At 61.1% G+C, this 15,844-nt stretch carries 16 protein-coding genes and 2 pseudogenes; 8 read left to right on the top strand and 10 right to left on the bottom strand.

The window, feature by feature from the left end; genetic code table 11:
• Window positions 1-31: 31 nt before the first annotated feature.
• Window positions 32-298, bottom strand: coding sequence for a transposase (locus tag DDQ68_RS09555; RefSeq protein ID WP_109656088.1), 267 nt, complete (start codon window positions 296-298; stop codon window positions 32-34).
• Window positions 299-350: 52 nt separating this feature from the next.
• Window positions 351-596, bottom strand: a pseudogene (locus DDQ68_RS23845) (IS481 family transposase); the annotation flags it as partial.
• Between the two features lie 91 nt (window positions 597-687).
• On the opposite strand from DDQ68_RS23845, the gene DDQ68_RS09550 reads away from it, so the two are divergent.
• Window positions 688-1,824 (top strand): TlpA disulfide reductase family protein, encoded by a 1,137-nt coding sequence (locus DDQ68_RS09550; RefSeq protein WP_109656087.1) that lies wholly within the window; start codon window positions 688-690, stop codon window positions 1,822-1,824.
• 261 nt (window positions 1,825-2,085) lie between these two features.
• Here the strand turns inward: DDQ68_RS09550 and DDQ68_RS09545 are convergent.
• Window positions 2,086-3,051: pseudogene (locus tag DDQ68_RS09545) on the bottom strand (IS481 family transposase).
• Between the two features lie 420 nt (window positions 3,052-3,471).
• On the opposite strand from DDQ68_RS09545, the gene DDQ68_RS09540 reads away from it, so the two are divergent.
• Complete coding sequence (locus tag DDQ68_RS09540; protein WP_109656086.1) at window positions 3,472-3,765, top strand: hypothetical protein; 294 nt, start codon at window positions 3,472-3,474, stop codon at window positions 3,763-3,765.
• 14 nt (window positions 3,766-3,779) lie between these two features.
• Here DDQ68_RS09540 and DDQ68_RS22765 read toward each other — a convergent pair whose 3' ends face one another.
• Window positions 3,780-4,034 carry a hypothetical protein gene (locus DDQ68_RS22765; protein WP_162549648.1) on the bottom strand — a complete coding sequence of 85 codons (255 nt, stop codon included), beginning with the start codon at window positions 4,032-4,034 and terminating at the stop codon, window positions 3,780-3,782.
• Between DDQ68_RS22765 and DDQ68_RS24730 the strand changes: the two genes are divergently transcribed.
• Entirely contained in the window at window positions 3,978-4,307 is a 330-nt protein-coding gene (locus tag DDQ68_RS24730) for a transposase (protein ID WP_162549987.1), read from the top strand. The two genes, DDQ68_RS22765 and DDQ68_RS24730, sit on opposite strands and share 57 nt — an antisense overlap.
• On the opposite strand, the gene DDQ68_RS09530 is transcribed toward DDQ68_RS24730, so the two are convergent.
• The 3 genes from DDQ68_RS09530 to DDQ68_RS09520 form a co-directional block, all read right to left on the bottom strand.
• On the bottom strand, window positions 4,270-5,070 hold the full coding sequence (locus tag DDQ68_RS09530; RefSeq protein WP_109656084.1) for an IS630 family transposase: 801 nt from the start codon (window positions 5,068-5,070) through the stop codon (window positions 4,270-4,272). The genes DDQ68_RS24730 and DDQ68_RS09530 overlap by 38 nt on opposite strands.
• Complete coding sequence (locus DDQ68_RS09525) at window positions 5,064-5,309, bottom strand: helix-turn-helix domain-containing protein (RefSeq protein WP_162549986.1); 246 nt, start codon at window positions 5,307-5,309, stop codon at window positions 5,064-5,066. Before DDQ68_RS09525 ends, DDQ68_RS09530 begins: the two co-directional genes overlap by 7 nt.
• A 109-nt stretch (window positions 5,310-5,418) precedes the next feature.
• A complete protein-coding gene (locus DDQ68_RS09520; protein WP_109656082.1) occupies window positions 5,419-6,618 on the bottom strand; it encodes a T9SS type A sorting domain-containing protein in 1,200 nt (399 codons plus the stop codon).
• A gap of 636 nt (window positions 6,619-7,254) precedes the next feature.
• Here DDQ68_RS09520 and DDQ68_RS09515 point away from each other — a divergent pair.
• The 3 genes from DDQ68_RS09515 to DDQ68_RS09505 all read left to right on the top strand — a co-directional run bounded on the left by DDQ68_RS09515 (window position 7,255) and on the right by DDQ68_RS09505 (window position 9,535).
• Entirely contained in the window at window positions 7,255-7,950 is a 696-nt protein-coding gene (locus DDQ68_RS09515) for a VIT1/CCC1 transporter family protein (RefSeq protein WP_245897394.1), read from the top strand.
• 155 nt (window positions 7,951-8,105) lie between these two features.
• The gene (locus tag DDQ68_RS09510) at window positions 8,106-9,113 is read left to right on the top strand and encodes a zinc-binding dehydrogenase (RefSeq protein ID WP_109658384.1); all 1,008 of its coding nucleotides are present in this window, start codon (window positions 8,106-8,108) and stop codon (window positions 9,111-9,113) included.
• 158 nt (window positions 9,114-9,271) lie between these two features.
• The gene (locus tag DDQ68_RS09505) at window positions 9,272-9,535 is read left to right on the top strand and encodes a hypothetical protein (protein ID WP_109656080.1); all 264 of its coding nucleotides are present in this window, start codon (window positions 9,272-9,274) and stop codon (window positions 9,533-9,535) included.
• Between the two features lie 82 nt (window positions 9,536-9,617).
• Here DDQ68_RS09505 and DDQ68_RS09500 read toward each other — a convergent pair whose 3' ends face one another.
• On the bottom strand, window positions 9,618-11,018 hold the full coding sequence (locus DDQ68_RS09500) for an FAD/NAD(P)-binding protein (RefSeq protein ID WP_162549985.1): 1,401 nt from the start codon (window positions 11,016-11,018) through the stop codon (window positions 9,618-9,620).
• Window positions 11,019-11,044: 26 nt separating this feature from the next.
• Window positions 11,045-12,013: an ADP-glyceromanno-heptose 6-epimerase gene (gene rfaD / locus DDQ68_RS09495; protein WP_109656078.1), complete on the bottom strand. Its 969-nt coding sequence runs from the start codon at window positions 12,011-12,013 to the stop codon at window positions 11,045-11,047.
• Between the two features lie 129 nt (window positions 12,014-12,142).
• Here rfaD and DDQ68_RS09490 point away from each other — a divergent pair, with 129 nt between their 5' ends.
• Window positions 12,143-12,556 (top strand): 6-pyruvoyl trahydropterin synthase family protein, encoded by a 414-nt coding sequence (locus DDQ68_RS09490; protein WP_109656077.1) that lies wholly within the window; start codon window positions 12,143-12,145, stop codon window positions 12,554-12,556.
• A gap of 72 nt (window positions 12,557-12,628) precedes the next feature.
• The gene (lpxB, locus tag DDQ68_RS09485) at window positions 12,629-13,738 is read left to right on the top strand and encodes a lipid-A-disaccharide synthase (RefSeq protein WP_109656076.1); all 1,110 of its coding nucleotides are present in this window, start codon (window positions 12,629-12,631) and stop codon (window positions 13,736-13,738) included.
• 249 nt (window positions 13,739-13,987) lie between these two features.
• Here the strand turns inward: lpxB and clpX are convergent, their stop codons facing one another.
• Window positions 13,988-15,211 carry an ATP-dependent Clp protease ATP-binding subunit ClpX gene (clpX, locus tag DDQ68_RS09480; RefSeq protein ID WP_109656075.1) on the bottom strand — a complete coding sequence of 408 codons (1,224 nt, stop codon included), beginning with the start codon at window positions 15,209-15,211 and terminating at the stop codon, window positions 13,988-13,990.
• Window positions 15,212-15,844: the final 633 nt, after the last annotated feature.

Genomic DNA, 15,844 nt, shown 5'->3' with positions numbered 1-15,844 from the left:
GTGTCTGCGAGAAGAGGACGATGGCTTTTTTTTAAATTTCCAGCTCCTGGGCCTGCCGCCGATTGGCGGCCCGCAGTTGGCGCAGTTCAGTGGCCGCGGCGGGGTCAAGTTCTGCGCCACGAGCAGCGGCCACCGGTGTGAGCGCTTCCTTTTGCCACTTATAGATTCGTTTGGGGTCGCTATTCAGGGCGCGCGCAGCGGCCTGGGGCGAGCGGCTTTCACTAGCCAGGCGCAAGGCTTCGGCCCGGAAGGCGGCATCATAGCGCCGGCGTTTGGTAGGTGGGGGGCTGTCTTTCATGACAATCGAAAGATAAGACCCTATTCTGTCCACAATTACCCGACCACCTCATATCGAGCGGTAGCAGCTTGTGCCGACGGAAGGCGACGGCCTCTTTCAACGGTGTCAAGACGTTGGAAACCGGGTATTTAGGTCCCATCGGTGCATCCTGGGTGGTAGCGCGGCCGCGCCACTTGGCGACTGTTTTGGGGTCTACGCCGTAGCGGGCGGCCAGGATGGCGAGGCTTTCCGAACTGGTCTGGATGGCTTGAAGAACGGCCGGGGTCGTACGGGCGCTGCCATGAAGCACTTGTTCCATAAATTTGCACGAAACTCAGAATCCAAATCTACACCACGACTTCCCGGGACCATACAGTTAATTATTAACTGAAAACTGCTAACTAACCTTCATGCGTTACCTGATGATCAAAACCACGTTGCTGGCCGCCGCCGTACTGGGCGGGGCCAACGCCTGTCAGCCCGCCTCGGCGGCGGCGGGCTACGAAATTACCGGCCAGCTGAAGAACGCCCCGGCCGGCACCGAGCTGCACCTGGCCGAGCTGCAATCTAACCAGTTTGTGGAGCGCGCCTCGACCAAAACCGACGCCGCGGGCAAGTTCACCTTCAAGGGCATGGCCCCCACGGCGGGCCTGTACCAACTGAAAATTAACGACGCCAACCAGGTGCTGCTGGTGCTCGACGACAAAACCCGCGTGGCCCTGACCGGCGACGCCCAGCGCCTGCCTGCCACCTACACCGTGCAGGGCAACCCCGACGCCGAGGTGCTGCGCGAATTAACGCAGGTGATGGAAGGCACTAAAACGCAGATGGAAGGCCTCAAAGCCCGCTACACGGCGGCCGCTTCGGCCAACAACGCCGCCGCCGCCCAAGCTATTGAGGCCGAGGCCGCCACGGTGCAGGAGCGCACGACCGCCCGCGTGAAAGGCGTGCTGCGCCGCTACCCAACGGCTGTGGCCACGGGCTTTGCCGCCGGGGCCTTCCTGAACCCCGAGGACAACTTCCAGTTTGCCGATTCCATTGCCGCCGTGCAGCGTAAGGCCAACCCCAACTCGCCCTTCACCAAGGAGCTGACGGCTCGGCTGGAGCCCATGCGCATCACCGCTACTGGCGCCAAGGCCCCCGACATCAACCTGCCCACGCCCGCGGGCCCCAAGCTGGCCCTCAGCAGCCTGCGCGGCAAGTACGTGCTCGTCGATTTCTGGGCGAGCTGGTGTGGGCCCTGCCGCCAGGAAAACCCCAACGTGGTGAAGGCTTACAACACGTTCAAGGACAAGGGTAAAGGCTTCACTATCTACTCTGTGTCGCTGGACCAGGAGAAGGGCCGCTGGACCAAAGCCATTGCCGCCGACGGCCTGCTCTGGCCCAACCACGTGTCGGACTTGGCCTACTGGCAGAGTGTAGCCGCCGCGGCCTACGGCGTTACGGCCATTCCGCAGTCGTTTTTGCTCGACCCCAACGGCGTCATCATCGCCAAAAACCTGCGCGGCCCCGCCCTGGAAGCCAAGCTTACCGAAGTGCTGAAGTAGACCGGATAAAATACTGACTGCTAAGGGCCCGGCTTCTCTAAGCCAGGCCCTTCGCGTTTCGGGGTCGGGTGGGTGGCTAGTAGAAGGCGTAGCGGTAGAAGCGGTTTTCGGCGGGGGTGCCGTCGGTATGGGCCACGGCTTCGCGGGACAGCAGGCCATCGGGGCGGTAGTAGTCGGAGAGCATCAAAAAGTGTGGGGTAGTCGGCGTCAGCCGCTGGCTGGCTACCTTGAGTAGCCGTACCCAACGATGAGAGCCATCCCCTAGCTGTATGGTCCCGGTGTATGGGGAAGGGGTTTTTTGGTTGGGTCGCGATGAAAGATAGTAGGATTTTTTCGCCATTCCGCACAGATAAATTCGTGCGGGGTCAGGCCCTTCAAGCGCTTGAGCCGCTTGGCGTAGTTGTAAGCCAGCAAAAAGGCTTGTAAGTGACTGGCCAACTGCGCGCTCGTCTCGTAGTGAAACTGCTTAATCGTGGCTTCCTTCACCGTCCGGTTCATCCGCTCCACCTGCCCATTGGTCCAGGGGTGAGCGGGCTTGGTAAAGCGCTGCTCGATGCCCCACTCGTCGCAGAGCTGGCCGAACGGATGGCGACCAACTTTCGTATGATGCGGCAAGTTTCAGAATTGAATACCGTTGTCTGTCAATAGCTTATGCACCTTGTAGGGAATCTGCGGCAAGACCCGGCGCAAAAAGTCCGTGGCGATGGCCTGCGTGGCCTGTGGCTGTAACTCAGCGAAGGCCAGCTTGCTGGTGCGATCAATGGCCACAAACAAATACTGCTTGCCTTCTTCGGTCTGGACTTCGGCAAAATCCACGTGCAGGTAGCCCAGCTCGTAGGCCTTAAACAGCGCCTTGCCCGCCCCGGCTGCCGGCTCGTCGGCTGGGGGTAAGCGGCTGATGCCGTGGCGTTGGAAGCAGCGGTGCAGGGCCGAGCGGCTCAGGTGCGGAAGCGTCTCCTGCAAGGCACAGAGGCAGTCATCGAGTGGCAGCAGCGTGTGCTGGCGGAAGAGCACGATAGCCGCCTCTTCCACGGGAGTGAGCACGGTGGAGGCCGGTTTGGGGCCGCGCACAGCCTCTTCCGTACTGGTACGCCGCCGCCACTTGCGCACGGTGCCCTGGGTCAGGCCCAGGCGCTTGGCTAGCGTTTGTACGCCTTCTGTACTTTGCTGGATAAGGCGCCGGGTTGCCGGCGTTGTGGTGGCGCAGCCGTGTGGTACTTTTCCCATAGATTTGCCTGAAAGCTACGACAAAAGTCCCCTTTCCCATCCCCTGGGACTATACACCTAGCCAGTTGCGCCACCCTTCGCTTTGGGCGATAACCGACTAGCGGCGGTCTACTCTACCCTACTAAAATCAGGAGCATAAAAACGAGGCAGACCGACCTTTGGGGTTCTTACACCAAAAAGACCGTTCTGCCCCGTGAAGCAAGGCCTCATTGCCAAAATATACGACCGTTTTACAGCACGTACCCCTGGTGCGGAATCTGGCGCGGCAAAAATTCATCGCGCACTTTGTTGTCAGCTTGATAAAGCGCCGTAACGTGCAGTTTTGTGAGGTTGCCCAGCACTTGAACGATGCGGTCAAGCCGGCCTCGAATGAAACCCGGATTCAGGACTTCTTCCGGGAAGTTGACTTAGACTATCTAAATGCTGGCCTATTTGTTGGTCAGCCTCTTACCCATCCAGGGCAAGCTTCGCCTGTGCCTGGACCGCACCGAATGGAATTTCGGCCAGTGCCAAGTGAATATTTTGTTGGTGACCATGGGCCAGGGTGCGTTTCAGGTATCGCTCTACTGGGAGTTGCCCGACAACCGCAGCGGTAATTCCAGTGCCGCCCAGCGCATCGCCGTGCTCGAAGTCTGCCTGGCCGTACTGGGCCGCGAGCGCATTGGCGTCGTGCTGGGCAACCGCGAATTTGTAGGCCATTTCTGGTTTAAGTAGCTCAAAACAACGGACTAAACTTTGTTATGCGCCTGCCCCGGTATCACCTGCTGCCCGATGCCCACGACCAGCGCCAGGCCATTGCCGACCTGGGCCTGGCCGTCGGGCAGGTGCGCCACTTTGTCCAGCGGTAGGTCGACGGCATCTGGGGACAGGTCTGGGTCAAAGCCCTGGTCGGGGGCGACTTCCTTTTTCTCTTTGGCACCGCCGGCTTGCTCGACCTGGGGCAACTCTACGCCCGGCGCTGGACCATTGAGCAGTGCTTTCAAAATCCGAAAGGGCGCGGCTTTCAACTGGAAAACAGCTACTTGCGCTGTCGTCACAAGCTGCGCAAGCTCCTGGCGCTGGTCACGCTCGCTTACGCCTTTTGCTTGGGGGTAGGCCAGGCCGCCGACCGGCGCACGCCCATTGCTCACAAAAAACACGGCTACCGGGCCACGAGTCTAGCACGCAATGACTTGAACATTCTGCGGCAAATTACCCGCCCAGCCACTGCTATACCCGTCACGAATTGCTTTGCGAATCGAGGACATGAAATTTGAGGCTCATGCGGGACGCGAGTTCCTTACCAAACTCGGGGAGCCGGTCAAAGAAATCGAGGACAGCCGTTTTGAACTGGCCCTTGGTCCGGTAGAACGCGGTGTTGATAATCTTCTGGCGTAGAAACTTCCACAGGCGCTCCATCAGGTTCAAATTGGGTGAATAGGTGGGCAGGAAGACCTGCACGAGGCGTTTTTTGTCCAGCCAGGCGTTCAGCGCCTTATTTTTGTAGTAGCGGGCGTTGTTACAGATGACGCGAATCGGGCCTTCGGGGTGGGCGGCCAGCAATTTTTCGTAGCGCCGCTGAGTACTTTGAGCGTTGACGCAGTCGGTCTCATCGCGGTGGACCTGGGTGGGGCAGTGGGCGTTGAGAGCGGCGTTCAGGTTGACCCGCTCGCGGCCGCTGACCGTGAGCAGGGGCCGCTCTTTGCCCGTTTCGGTCCACACGTGGGTGGCGCGGGTATTGTGGGTGGGATGAGCCGCATCGGCAAAATAGACTACCGCCTCCCCGGCCTCGGCCTGGGCCAGTAGCGGGGCCAGCGTGTCGGTCAGAAAGGCTGTTTGCTTGGCCGCATCGGCCAGGCAGGGCACGGCCGCGGTCAATTTGTAGGAGTAGCCCACCCGGGGGAGCAGGTCCGTCAGGCCCGAAACCGAGTAGTGCACCTCGTAGGTGACGGCCAGCCAGGCGGCAGTGGCCCGGTAATCGGTATAGCGCGTCTGGCCCAGCTCGCGGCACAGGCCCGCGCGTTGGATGCTGCTCAGCAAGCCCCGGTGCCCGGTTGCTCGGCGGCCAGATAACCCCTCAGACCCTGCAAACGGTACGTCTGGGCGTAGCGGTAGACGCTGCTCACGTCCAGGCCCAGGTCCTGCGCGATGGCCGCCGCCGGGCGCCCGTGGTCGAGCATGAGCAACACCGTCACCGGCACGTACCCCGCCTGGCCCCGGCAGGTGCTTTGCGCTTGCCGCAACAAGACCCGCGCTGAATCAGTCAAGGTCAAATCCACGATGCAAGTTTATCCCCTTTTTTCTCTTTCAACTTCGCGATGAATATAATTGCAAAATGAAAGCATTACATTAAATGGACTACCAAAAGGAGTTAGTCAAAACAGCTTTCTAGCCGCCCAAAAGCATTTTTTGCACCAGCGTGCCCGCCTCGGTGGTGAAGTACAGGATGTACATGCCCGTGGCCAGGTTGGGCCGCACCTGCTGCGCCGCGCCGTTGCGCAGCTCAAGGCGCTGCCGGTACATGCGGCGGCCGGTGATGTCCTGCAATTCCAGCGTGCCCGATTGGATGGCCGCCGGCTGTACTTGAATGAAGAAATTGCCGTTGTTGGGCACCGGGTACACGCTCACCACGTACGGCACGGGCACAATTTCTACCGCCTTAATGGGGGAATACACTGGCGGCCGGTCGCTGCGGAGCTGCTGGAGGCGGTAGTAATTCCGGCCATTGGCCGGATTTGGGTCCACCGCTGCGTAGCTATTGGGCCCCGGTGCCGCGCCGGGCTGGCGCAGCAGCTCCGTGAACACCACGCCATCCGTCGATTTTTGTACCACGAAGGCCACGCTGTTCTCCTCGGCCGTGGTAGCCCAGCTCAAGTCCACCTGCTGGTTGTGGGCCACCGCCTCAAACTGCGTGAGCACTGGCCGGATGGGCCCCTGGGGCTGGCTGTAGAGCACGCCGTTGGGCACCAGCTGCTTCGGCATGCCCGGCCCGTCGTACTGTAACACCAGGCCCTGGCTGCCACCGTGCTCGCCGTACAGTACCCGCAGGGTGTGCAGGCCGGCGGCCAGGGTATAACTGCCTGGCGTTTCGCGGAACGGAAATGTATCGCCCTGATTAGAAGCCACCGGCTGTGGGTTATCGTCGAGAAAGAGGTACGCCGCGTCGTCCGAGCCCAGGTAAAACGTATGGGGCCCTGCCGTCGTCACGTACAGCTGCCCCTGGAAGCGGCCGCTGAACTCGTCGGGGTTGCCCGGGCTGTGGTACGTGGCCACCGGCCCCACGCCAAAGTTGTCGGTTTCAGCCTCCGCAAAGTTCAACTGTTCCACCGGGCGATTGCTGACGGCGGGGGCATTGGCCGTGAAAAAGCCCAGCGCGTCGTAGAAGTAGCCGCGGTAATAATCCGCCGTCAGGCCCGGCGTACCCACCGGGGGCGTAGCCGGCTGGGCCTGGGCCCCCACCACCAGCCAAAACAGGCCAAAACAAAGAAGCCCGGCGCGGCCAGGGGCCCGCCGGCCGCGCCCCCAACCCGCTCCAAATTTGCGCTGTTCAACCGGTAAAAAACGCGGCGTAGGAATAAATGCGTTCATACAACTCGGATAGAGCGAAAGGGTAAATTTCGCTTTACGTGGAAAGGCAACTGTGGCTACCCCGTCAAGGATTAGCACTATTTTAAAACAAAACCCTGTGTCGGGCTCGCGCAGGTGTAAAAGAGCGTCCAAGGCGAGTCGCTAAGCGTTTAACCCACGTTGATATTGTTCTAAAACAAGTGGTTTAAAACATGAAATTATAATCCGGGCGGGACGCGTGGAAACTTAATATTTGCTTGAACTACTATAATTTACATAGTAAATAGTTAATTATAAATGTTGAGTTAGATAGAAATAATCTTACTTGTTGCGTTCTTTAAAAATAGTCATATGCTTTGTATTTAAAAACTTTTATAAAGCACTATTTAGTTACAAATCTTGATTTTTTCTGGATAAAAATGGAGGGTTCAAAGAAGGTGCCACACACGTTAAAAAGTAGCTGGAGTACGGTAATTTATTTTTGTCTTTTTCTAATCCGCCATTTGGCCCGCCGGCCTGTTACAGCAGCGCAAGCGGCCCGGGCAACCACCCGCGCCGCTTGCGCCGTAAAAGCCCCGCCGGGGCCCCGGCAACTCAGGAGCACACCGCCGCCCAGTTGTATTTCTCACCGTACGCCCACCCCCTATGCCCCCCGTTATGCACGCCGAACACCACCTGACCAGCTCGGCCATGTTGCAGGACATTGTAATTGGCCTATCCGACGGCCTGACGGTGCCCTTTGCCCTGGCCGCCGGCCTGAGCGGGGCGGTGCAGTCGTCGGGGCTCATCATCACGGCCGGGCTGGCTGAAATCGTGGCCGGCTCCATTGCCATGGGCCTGGGCGGCTACCTGGCCGGCCGCACCGAGGTAGACCACTACAGCGCCGAGGTGGCCCGCGAGCACGAAGAAGTGCGCACCGTGCCCGACGTGGAGCGCCGCGAAGTGCAGGAGCTATTGGCTGAAATGGGCCTGAGCCCCGCCACCCAGGCCTTGGCCGTCAAAGAATTAACCGCTGATTCGCAGCAATGGGTGAGGTTCATGATGAAGTACGAGCTGGGCCTGGAGGAGCCCGACCCCAAGCAGGCCCCTAAAAGCGCCGTCACCATTGCCGGGGCCTACGCCGTGGGCGGCTTGATTCCGCTCAGCGCCTATTTTCTCACCGCTACGCCCCAGGCCGGGCTGCTGTGGTCGGGCGTCATCACGCTGGTGTGCCTGCTGGTGTTTGGGTACTTCAAAAGCCGCCTCACCGGCCAGGCCCCGGTGCTGGGGGCCCTCAAAATGGCCGCCACGGGCGCGGCGGCCGCCGCCGCGGCCTTCTTCGTAGCCCGGCTGGTAAGCGGCGGCGGCCACTGAGGGCCCCCGCGGCGCGGTGGCGGCGCGCTAGTTTTGCCACGGCGGGCCGGTGCTGCGGTTTGCGCGTAGGTTTCTACTTCTCAAAGCCGTTCAAGAAGTCGCTCAACCTTGAATTTCCAGATTTTCTGAACGGCTTTCTCATTCTTTCTCCTCCCATGAAAGCCATTCAACTCGATGCCGTGCACCAGCCCGTGGTGCTGCGCGACGTGCCCACGCCCGTGCCCGGCCCCGGCGAAATTCTCATCAAGCTCCACGCCGCCGCCCTCAACCACCGCGATGTCTGGATTCAGCAGGGCCAGTATGCTGGCATTGAACTGCCCTGCACGCTCGGGGCCGACGGGGCCGGCGAGGTAGCCGCCTGGGGCCCCGGCGTGCCTGCGGGGGCCCCAGACGTAGGCAGCCGCGTGATAATTTACCCGGGCCTGCGCTGGGGCCCCGCGCAGCGCGCCCAGGCCAAAGATTTTGTGGTGCGCGGCATGCCCGACCCCGGCACGTTTGCCGAGTACACCGTGGCGGCGGCCGAGTACGTGCGGCCACTGCCCGCGCACCTCAGCGCGGCCCAGGGCGCGGCGCTGCCGCTGGCGGGCCTCACCGCCTACCGGGCGGCCTTCAGCCGGGCGCAGGCCCAGCTCGGCGAGCGGGTGCTCGTGACCGGTATCGGCGGGGGCGTGGCCATCGTGGCGGCGCAGCTTTGTGTGGCGCGCGGCTGCGAAGTGTGGGGTACCTCGGGCAGCGACGAGAAGCTGGCCCGCCTACCGGCCCTGGGCTTGCGCGGCGGCATCAACTATAACGCCGCTAACTGGGTGAAGGACTTGGTGAAACAGGCCGGGGGCTCCTTCGACGTTATCATCGACAGCGCCGCCGGGGCGGCCTTTGAGGCCCTGCTCGACGCCGCCGCGCCCGGTGGACGCATCGTGTTTTACGGCGGCACGCTGGGCAACATTCCGCAAATTCCCCCGGGCAAGGTGTTCTGGAAACAGCTCAGCATCCTGGGCTCGTCGATGGGCTCGGCGCAGGATTTCGAAGACCTGCTGGCCTTGGTAGAGGAGAAGCAAATCGTGCCCGTGGTGGACGAAATATTTCCCTTGGCTGAAGCCGAAGCCGCCCTGCGCCGCATGGAAGCCGGCCACCAGTTTGGCAAAATCGTGCTGCAAATAACGTAGCTAAGCGCGGGCCGCATCTGGACCAAAAAAATGTATTTATAGTGCTGATATCCAGCAAGTATAATTTAGTTCTGGGGCCCCTGGATGGGAATGAAAAGCCGGTCTTTTTGGTTAATAAGACAACCAGAAATTCCTGCCAAAACTCATCCGTCTCCGCCATGAAAGCACCTGCCGAATACCTCGCCCCGCACGTATTTGAAGCCCGCCGCCCGCGCCGCGACCTGCAACCCGTGGTGGCCTACAGCGATGCCCTGCAAGCGCTGGAGCAAGCCTTGGCTGACGCCGAAAAATACAAGTACCTGCTCATGCGTGCCCTGCGCCGCCACGCCGACGACGGGGCCCCGCGCCCGGCCGCCCCGGCCTTCGCCGAGGTTCCTGTGCTGCCCATGTACCCCGCCGCCGCGCAGCGCCTAGCAGCGTAGGCCGTAGGTGTCGTTGGCAGGCATAACTACCCAAACCACATAAAATAAAAGCCGCCGGCACCTGCCGGCGGCTTTTGCGTTTTCAGCCCTTGAGGCGAGCCGCCAACTCAGCGGCCAAAGCCACGGCTTGCTGCCGCAGCTCTGGCACCGCCGTCGATTCAAATGCGTTTGGTCGGCGGCTGGGCCCCAGCGTGAACAAGCCGGGCACTGGGTGGCCATCGGTGGCGAGTAGGGCCCCGTGGACATCGGTGACGATGCCCAACCCCAGGGGGTCGGGCGTTAGATGGCCGGCGGCGCGCAGCTGCTGCACCAGCGGCGCCGCAATGCGCTGGTAGTCGAGCAATGGGCCGGTGCAGCACACCACATGGTCGGCCTGGTAAGCACAAGTGGCCGCGCCGCGCCGCTGCACGGCTACCCGCAAGCCGGGTCCGCTGGGGGCAATGGCCTGTACGCGGCCCGCCACGAGTTGCACCTGGCCTTGTGCGGTGAGCGCCGCCACCGTGGCGGCATTGTGCGGCGGACTGCGGTGGCGGGCCACGCCCCACAGTGCCGCCACGTGCCGCAGAAACCGCGCCTGCTCTACCAGCGGCCACGCTGCCCAAATGCGGCCCAGGTCGGGGCGCAGGGCGTCGAGCACCGGCCGCCAGTCTTGTCCCTGCGCCGTGGCCCGGCGCAGGTGGCGCTTAAACACGGCCACGACGCCGCCCACCGTGGGGCACCCGGCCAGCTCGGTATAGTAGCTGGGGTAGGGCGCCGCGACTGGCGCGTGGGCCGCGGGCCAGCGGCCGTGGCGGGCCACGGCTACCACCGGGCCCCGGTGGCCTTGCCCGTGCAGGGCCATCAATACGTCTACGGCCGTGAGGCCAGCGCCCACCAGCAGCACCGAGGCAGCGGGGGCAATGCCCGCCAGGGCGTGGGGCCCCCATGGGTTGGCGTGGTAGTGGGGATGGGTCAGGTAGGCGCCGCTGGGTTCCACGGGCGGCGGGGGCGGAAAATTGCCCAGCGCCAGCACCACGTAGTCGCTTTCAATCGCCGCGCCGCTGGCCAGCTGCACTGTGCGCCGGCCGTGGGGCTGTAGCGGTGCGGCCACTGCTACATCCGCGTGCACCTGGATACCTTCGGCTGTGGCCAGCGCCTGGGCCAGGTAGCGGCCGTAGAGTGCGCGCGGGGCAAACTCGGGCACGCCGCTGGCCGCTTCGGGCTGCTGGGCCAGCCACTTGGCGAAGTGTGCCGGCTCGGCAGGATACAGGCTGAGGACTCCTGGCCGCACGTTAAGTAAGTGCGGGTGCGAGCCTGGGGCGTAAGCCAGGCCGGGGCCAGGCACGGCACGGGGCTCCACCAAGTGTACCTCGGCGCGGGCCCGCAAGCCGGGCTGCTGCGCCAGGTGCACCGCCAGCGCCGTGCCCGCGAACCCGCCGCCCACAATGGTGATAACCGTACGCGGTGAAGGCGTGGCGCAAGCAGGGCTAAGGTTTGCCAACAAGGGGCCCAACGCTAAGGGTTAGTAGGTTAGTAGTACTGGTCGGGCAGCAGGTACTGCTGCACGTAGTCGCGGATGCCTTCCTCCAGCGAGGCAAAAGCGTTGGGGTAACCGATGCTGTGGAGCTTGCGCATGTCGGCCTGGGTATAGTACTGGTACTTATCGCGGATGTCCTCCGGCGTGTCGCGGAAGCGGATGTCTACCGGGGCCCCCAGCGCCGTGAACGTGTTCAGGGCCAAGTCCATAAACGTGCGGGCCGTGCCGCTGCCCAGGTTATAAAGGCCCGAATCTTTGCGGTGGTGCAGCAGGAAGTAGCACACCTCCACCACGTCCTTCACGTACACAAAATCGCGCATCTGGCCGCCGTCCACGTAGTCGGGGTTGTGCGATTTGAAGAGCGTCATCGAGCCGTTTTGCTGGATTTGCTGGAAGGCGTGAAAAACGACCGACGCCATGCGCCCCTTGTGGTACTCGTTGGGCCCATACACGTTGAAAAACTTCAGCCCGGCCCAGAAATACGGCTTCTCCGCCTGCGCCACGGCCCAGTTGTCGAAGTCGTTCTTCGATTCGCCGTACGGGTTCAGCGGGCGGTAGAGGGGCAGCAGCGCGTCGTCGGCATCGGAGTAGCCCAGGGCCCCATCGCCGTAGGTAGCCGCCGACGAAGCGTATACCAGCGGCAGCTGGTACTGGCAGCAGGCCAGCCACATCTGCTTGGAGTAGTTCAGGTTCAGCAGGTCGAATACCGCCGGGTCCATTTCCGCGGTGTCGGTGCGGGCCCCCAGGTGAAACACGAATTCGACCTGCGCATGGTGCTCGTCAAGCCACGCGAAAAACTCCTCGCGGTCCACGTACTCGCGCAGCTTTTTGCCTTCGAGGTTGCGCAGCTTTTTCTCCACCGAGAAGTTGTCCACGACCACTAAGTCGTTAAAATTGGCCGCGTTGAGGCGGGAAACGAGGGCGCTGGCAATAAAGCCCGCCGCACCAGTGACAACTATCATAAGCGAGAAAAGATGGGGCCCTAAAGGTAGGGCCCGCCCGCCCGCGGGGCCCCACCCGGTGGCCGGCGGTGTATATTTACGCCGAAAATACGGGAAGCGGCGGGCCGGCGCGTTTCCCCCGCCCGCCTCATGATTTACGTTAGCCGCCACGAGCATTTCAACGCCGCCCACAAGCTGCACAACCCCAAGTGGAGCGACGAGCGCAACCGCGAGGTTTTTGGGCCCTGCGCCAACGTCAACTGGCACGGCCACAACTACGACCTCGTGGTGACGGTGAAGGGCACGCCCGACCCGGACACCGGCTTTGTAGTCGACCTCAAGGCCTTATCCGACCTCATCAAGGAACACGTCACCGATCAGGTTGACCACAAAAACCTCAACCTCGACGTGCCGTTTCTGGCCGGCCAAATGGCTAGCACCGAAAACCTGGCCGTGGCCTTCTGGGAAATTATTACCCGCGAGCTACCCGCCATCACGCCCGCCCAGCTCCACTGCATCAAGCTCTACGAAACGCCCCGCAACTTCGTGGAATACTACGGGTAAGCCAATAAAAAATTATGAATTAAAAATGCTCTGTTTATTATGGCCAGGGCAGGAGTAATTTTTAATTTAAAAATGAAATATTACCTCATTGCCGGTGAACGGTCGGGCGATTTCCACTCCGCCGATCTTATGCGGGCCCTGCGCACGGAAGACACCGCCGCCAAATTTCGCTTCTGGGGCGGCGACCTGATGCAGGCCGTTGGGGGGGAACTGGTGCACCACTACCAGGACTTGTCCATCATGGGCTTTCTGGAGGCGGCCACCAGCGTGCTTAAGTTCCGCGGCTACCTCAAGGAGTGCGAGAAGGACTTGCTGGCCTACAAGCCCGACGTGCTCATCCTGGTCGATTACGCTGGCTTCAACCTGCGGGTGGCTAAGTTTGCCAAGGCCCAGGGCATCAGGGTATTCTACTACATCTCGCCCAAGCTTTGGGCCTGGAACGAGGGCCGCGTCGAGCAAGTGAAGGCCCGCGTCGACAAAATGTTTGTCATCCTGCCCTTCGAGGAAGAATTTTATAAGCGCTTTGATTACCCCGTCGATTACGCCGGCAACCCCACGGCCGACGCGGTGGCCGAATTCGTGCCTACAGCCGACTTTTTCACGCGCAACCAGCTCGACGAGGCCCGTCCCATCATCGCCGTGCTACCGGGCTCGCGCAAGCAGGAAATCGAAGAAATGCTGCATGTGATGCTTGCTATCCTGCCGCCGTTCATGGATTATCAATTCGTGGTGGCCGGCGTCGACAACCTCGACCGCACCTACTACCAGCATTTCGAGCGTAACGGCATCCGCCTGCTCTTCGACCAAACGTTTGACCTGCTAAGCCACGCCACGGCGGCACTCGTCACCAGCGGCACGGCCACGCTCGAAACGGCCCTGTTCGGCGTCCCCCAAATCGTATGCTACCGTACCAGCGCCCTGAGCTACACCATCGGTAAGCTGCTCATCAAGGTGCCCTACATCTCGCTAGTAAACCTGATTGCCGGCCGCGCCGTGGTGAAGGAGTTGATTCAGAACGATTTCACCGCCCGCAACCTGCTCGACGAACTGAAAAAGCTCCTTACCGACGATAGCTACCGCGCGCAAATTCAAACCGGTTATGCCGAACTACGCGCCAAACTTGGCCAGCAGCAAGCCGCCAAAAAAACCGCCGTCCTGATGGTGAAATACCTGAAAGCTTAGGTTTCGCACCGCGTTATGCTTATTGCTTATTACAGAGTAGGTTGCGGGGCTTACCCCCGCCCATCGTTGAACGGTTTAGTTAGCTTTCGTTTAACGACGGGCGGGGGCAAGCCCCACACCCTACTGCGTTTTCGCAGTCCACTTCGTGAGTAGTGTAAAAGAAAGGAGGGAAGTTGCACAGAGCGTATTAAACGCTGTGCAACTTCCCTCTCTCGTTTTGACGCGGTATAGAATTCCCGCTGGGCCCCCTTATGCGGCCCGCATGTGCCGCAGCGGCGACTTTTCGAACTTGCTGCGGGCGTAGCCCAGGTTGATAACCAACTCGTTGGCGCCCACTTCGTCGGGCATTTCAAACATGGCGTCAGTCATGATGCTCTCGCAGATGGAGCGCAGGCCCCGGGCCCCCAGGCGGTACTCGTCGGCCTTGTCCACGATGTACGCCAGGGCCTCTTCGGTGAAGTCGAGTTCGATTTTTTCCATGCCGAACAACCGCTTGTACTGCTTCACGAGCGAGTTCTTGGGCTCGGTCAGGATTTGGCGCAGCGTGGTCTTGTCCAGTGGGTTAAGGAAGGTGAGCACTGGCAAGCGGCCAATTAGCTCGGGAATCAGGCCGAACGATTTCATGTCCTGGGCCGACACGTAGCGCAGGAAATTCTGGGTGTCTACCTGCTCCTCTAGGTTCGTCTTGGCGAAGCCCATCGGCTTCGTATTCAAGCGGCTCTTGATGATGCGGTCGATGCCCGAAAAGGCCCCGCCGCAGATGAAGAGGATGTTCTCGGTGTTCACTGAAATCATTTTCTGCTCGGGGTGCTTGCGGCCGCCCTGCGGCGGCACGTTGATGGCCGTGCCTTCGAGCAGCTTTAGTAGCGCCTGCTGCACGCCCTCGCCGCTCACGTCGCGCGTGATGCTGGGGTTATCACTCTTGCGGGCAATTTTGTCAATTTCGTCGATGTACACGATGCCGCGCTCAGCCGCCTCCAGGTCATAATCAGCCGCTTGCAGCAAGCGGGTGAGGATGCTCTCCACGTCTTCGCCCACGTAGCCGGCCTCCGTCAGCACGGTGGCGTCGGCAATGCAAAAGGGTACTTGCAGAATCTTGGCCAGCATGCGCGCCAGGAAGGTTTTGCCGGTGCCGGTTTCGCCCACCATGATGATGTTGGACTTCTCAATCTGCACCTCGTCTTCCTGCGGTTTTTGCATCAGGCGCTTGTAGTGGTTGTACACGGCCACCGACATTACACGCTTGGCCTCGTCCTGGCCAATCACGTACTGATCAAGGTGTTCTTTGATGGCTCGGGGCTTGATTAAGTTAAATTTGGGCTGTTTGCCGGCCTCCTGGGCCTTGGCTTCCTCGTCGAGGATGTGCTGGGCCTGGCCCACGCATTTTTCGCAGATGTGGGCGTTGATGCCTGAAATCATAACAGCGACTTCGCGCTTGCTGCGGTTGCAAAAAGAACAGGATATTTCGGCCACGGAGAAAGATGGTGCGGTAGGGAGGAATAGGGAACCCGTTTTTCCAGCAAAACGGACACAAAGGTATAAGGCTTGCGGCCGTCAACGCCAAGCAAGGCCCATTTGGTGCCCTAGCACGCCAATAAATGGGGCCCCGGGAACAGGTACACGGCCAATAAAGCTTCGGCGTAGGGTGTAAAAACGGGTAATTTTACCTGTATTTTAAGCACACGATGCCCAATATATTTGTGCAACTTTTCTCGGGCGCGCAGCCCCGGTTCCCTCGCTACCCCGGAGGTTGTGGGCCCCGTGGTTCGGCTAACTTTCTACTTTCTTCCCGCCACAATGCTACTGCCTACCCACCATTTGCAATTGGTTTTTATGGCGTCCACTGTCACGTCCGCTTCAGGGGCCGGTTGGATTTTCACCACTACGCCGATGCCCCAGCCGGTGCCATCCGGCCCGGTGCGTGCGCCTTTAGCCATCCGCATGGCGGTGGTCAGCCACTGAGCACCACGCCGCACCTGGGGCCCCAATAGCTCATCACGGAAATTTCCTTTCTCTCCACTCATCTTAACAAACTTGCCCGCTTAGCCGCGCCAGTTGCTTCGGCCATTGGCAGCCATTCTACTGGCCCCGGGGGCCTCAACAAAA

It is taken from the genome of Hymenobacter nivis (assembly GCF_003149515.1).
GTDB classification, from domain to species: domain Bacteria; phylum Bacteroidota; class Bacteroidia; order Cytophagales; family Hymenobacteraceae; genus Hymenobacter; species Hymenobacter nivis.
Note: the sequence above shows the minus strand (reverse complement) of the source record. Positions and strands in the feature narration are given on the sequence as shown.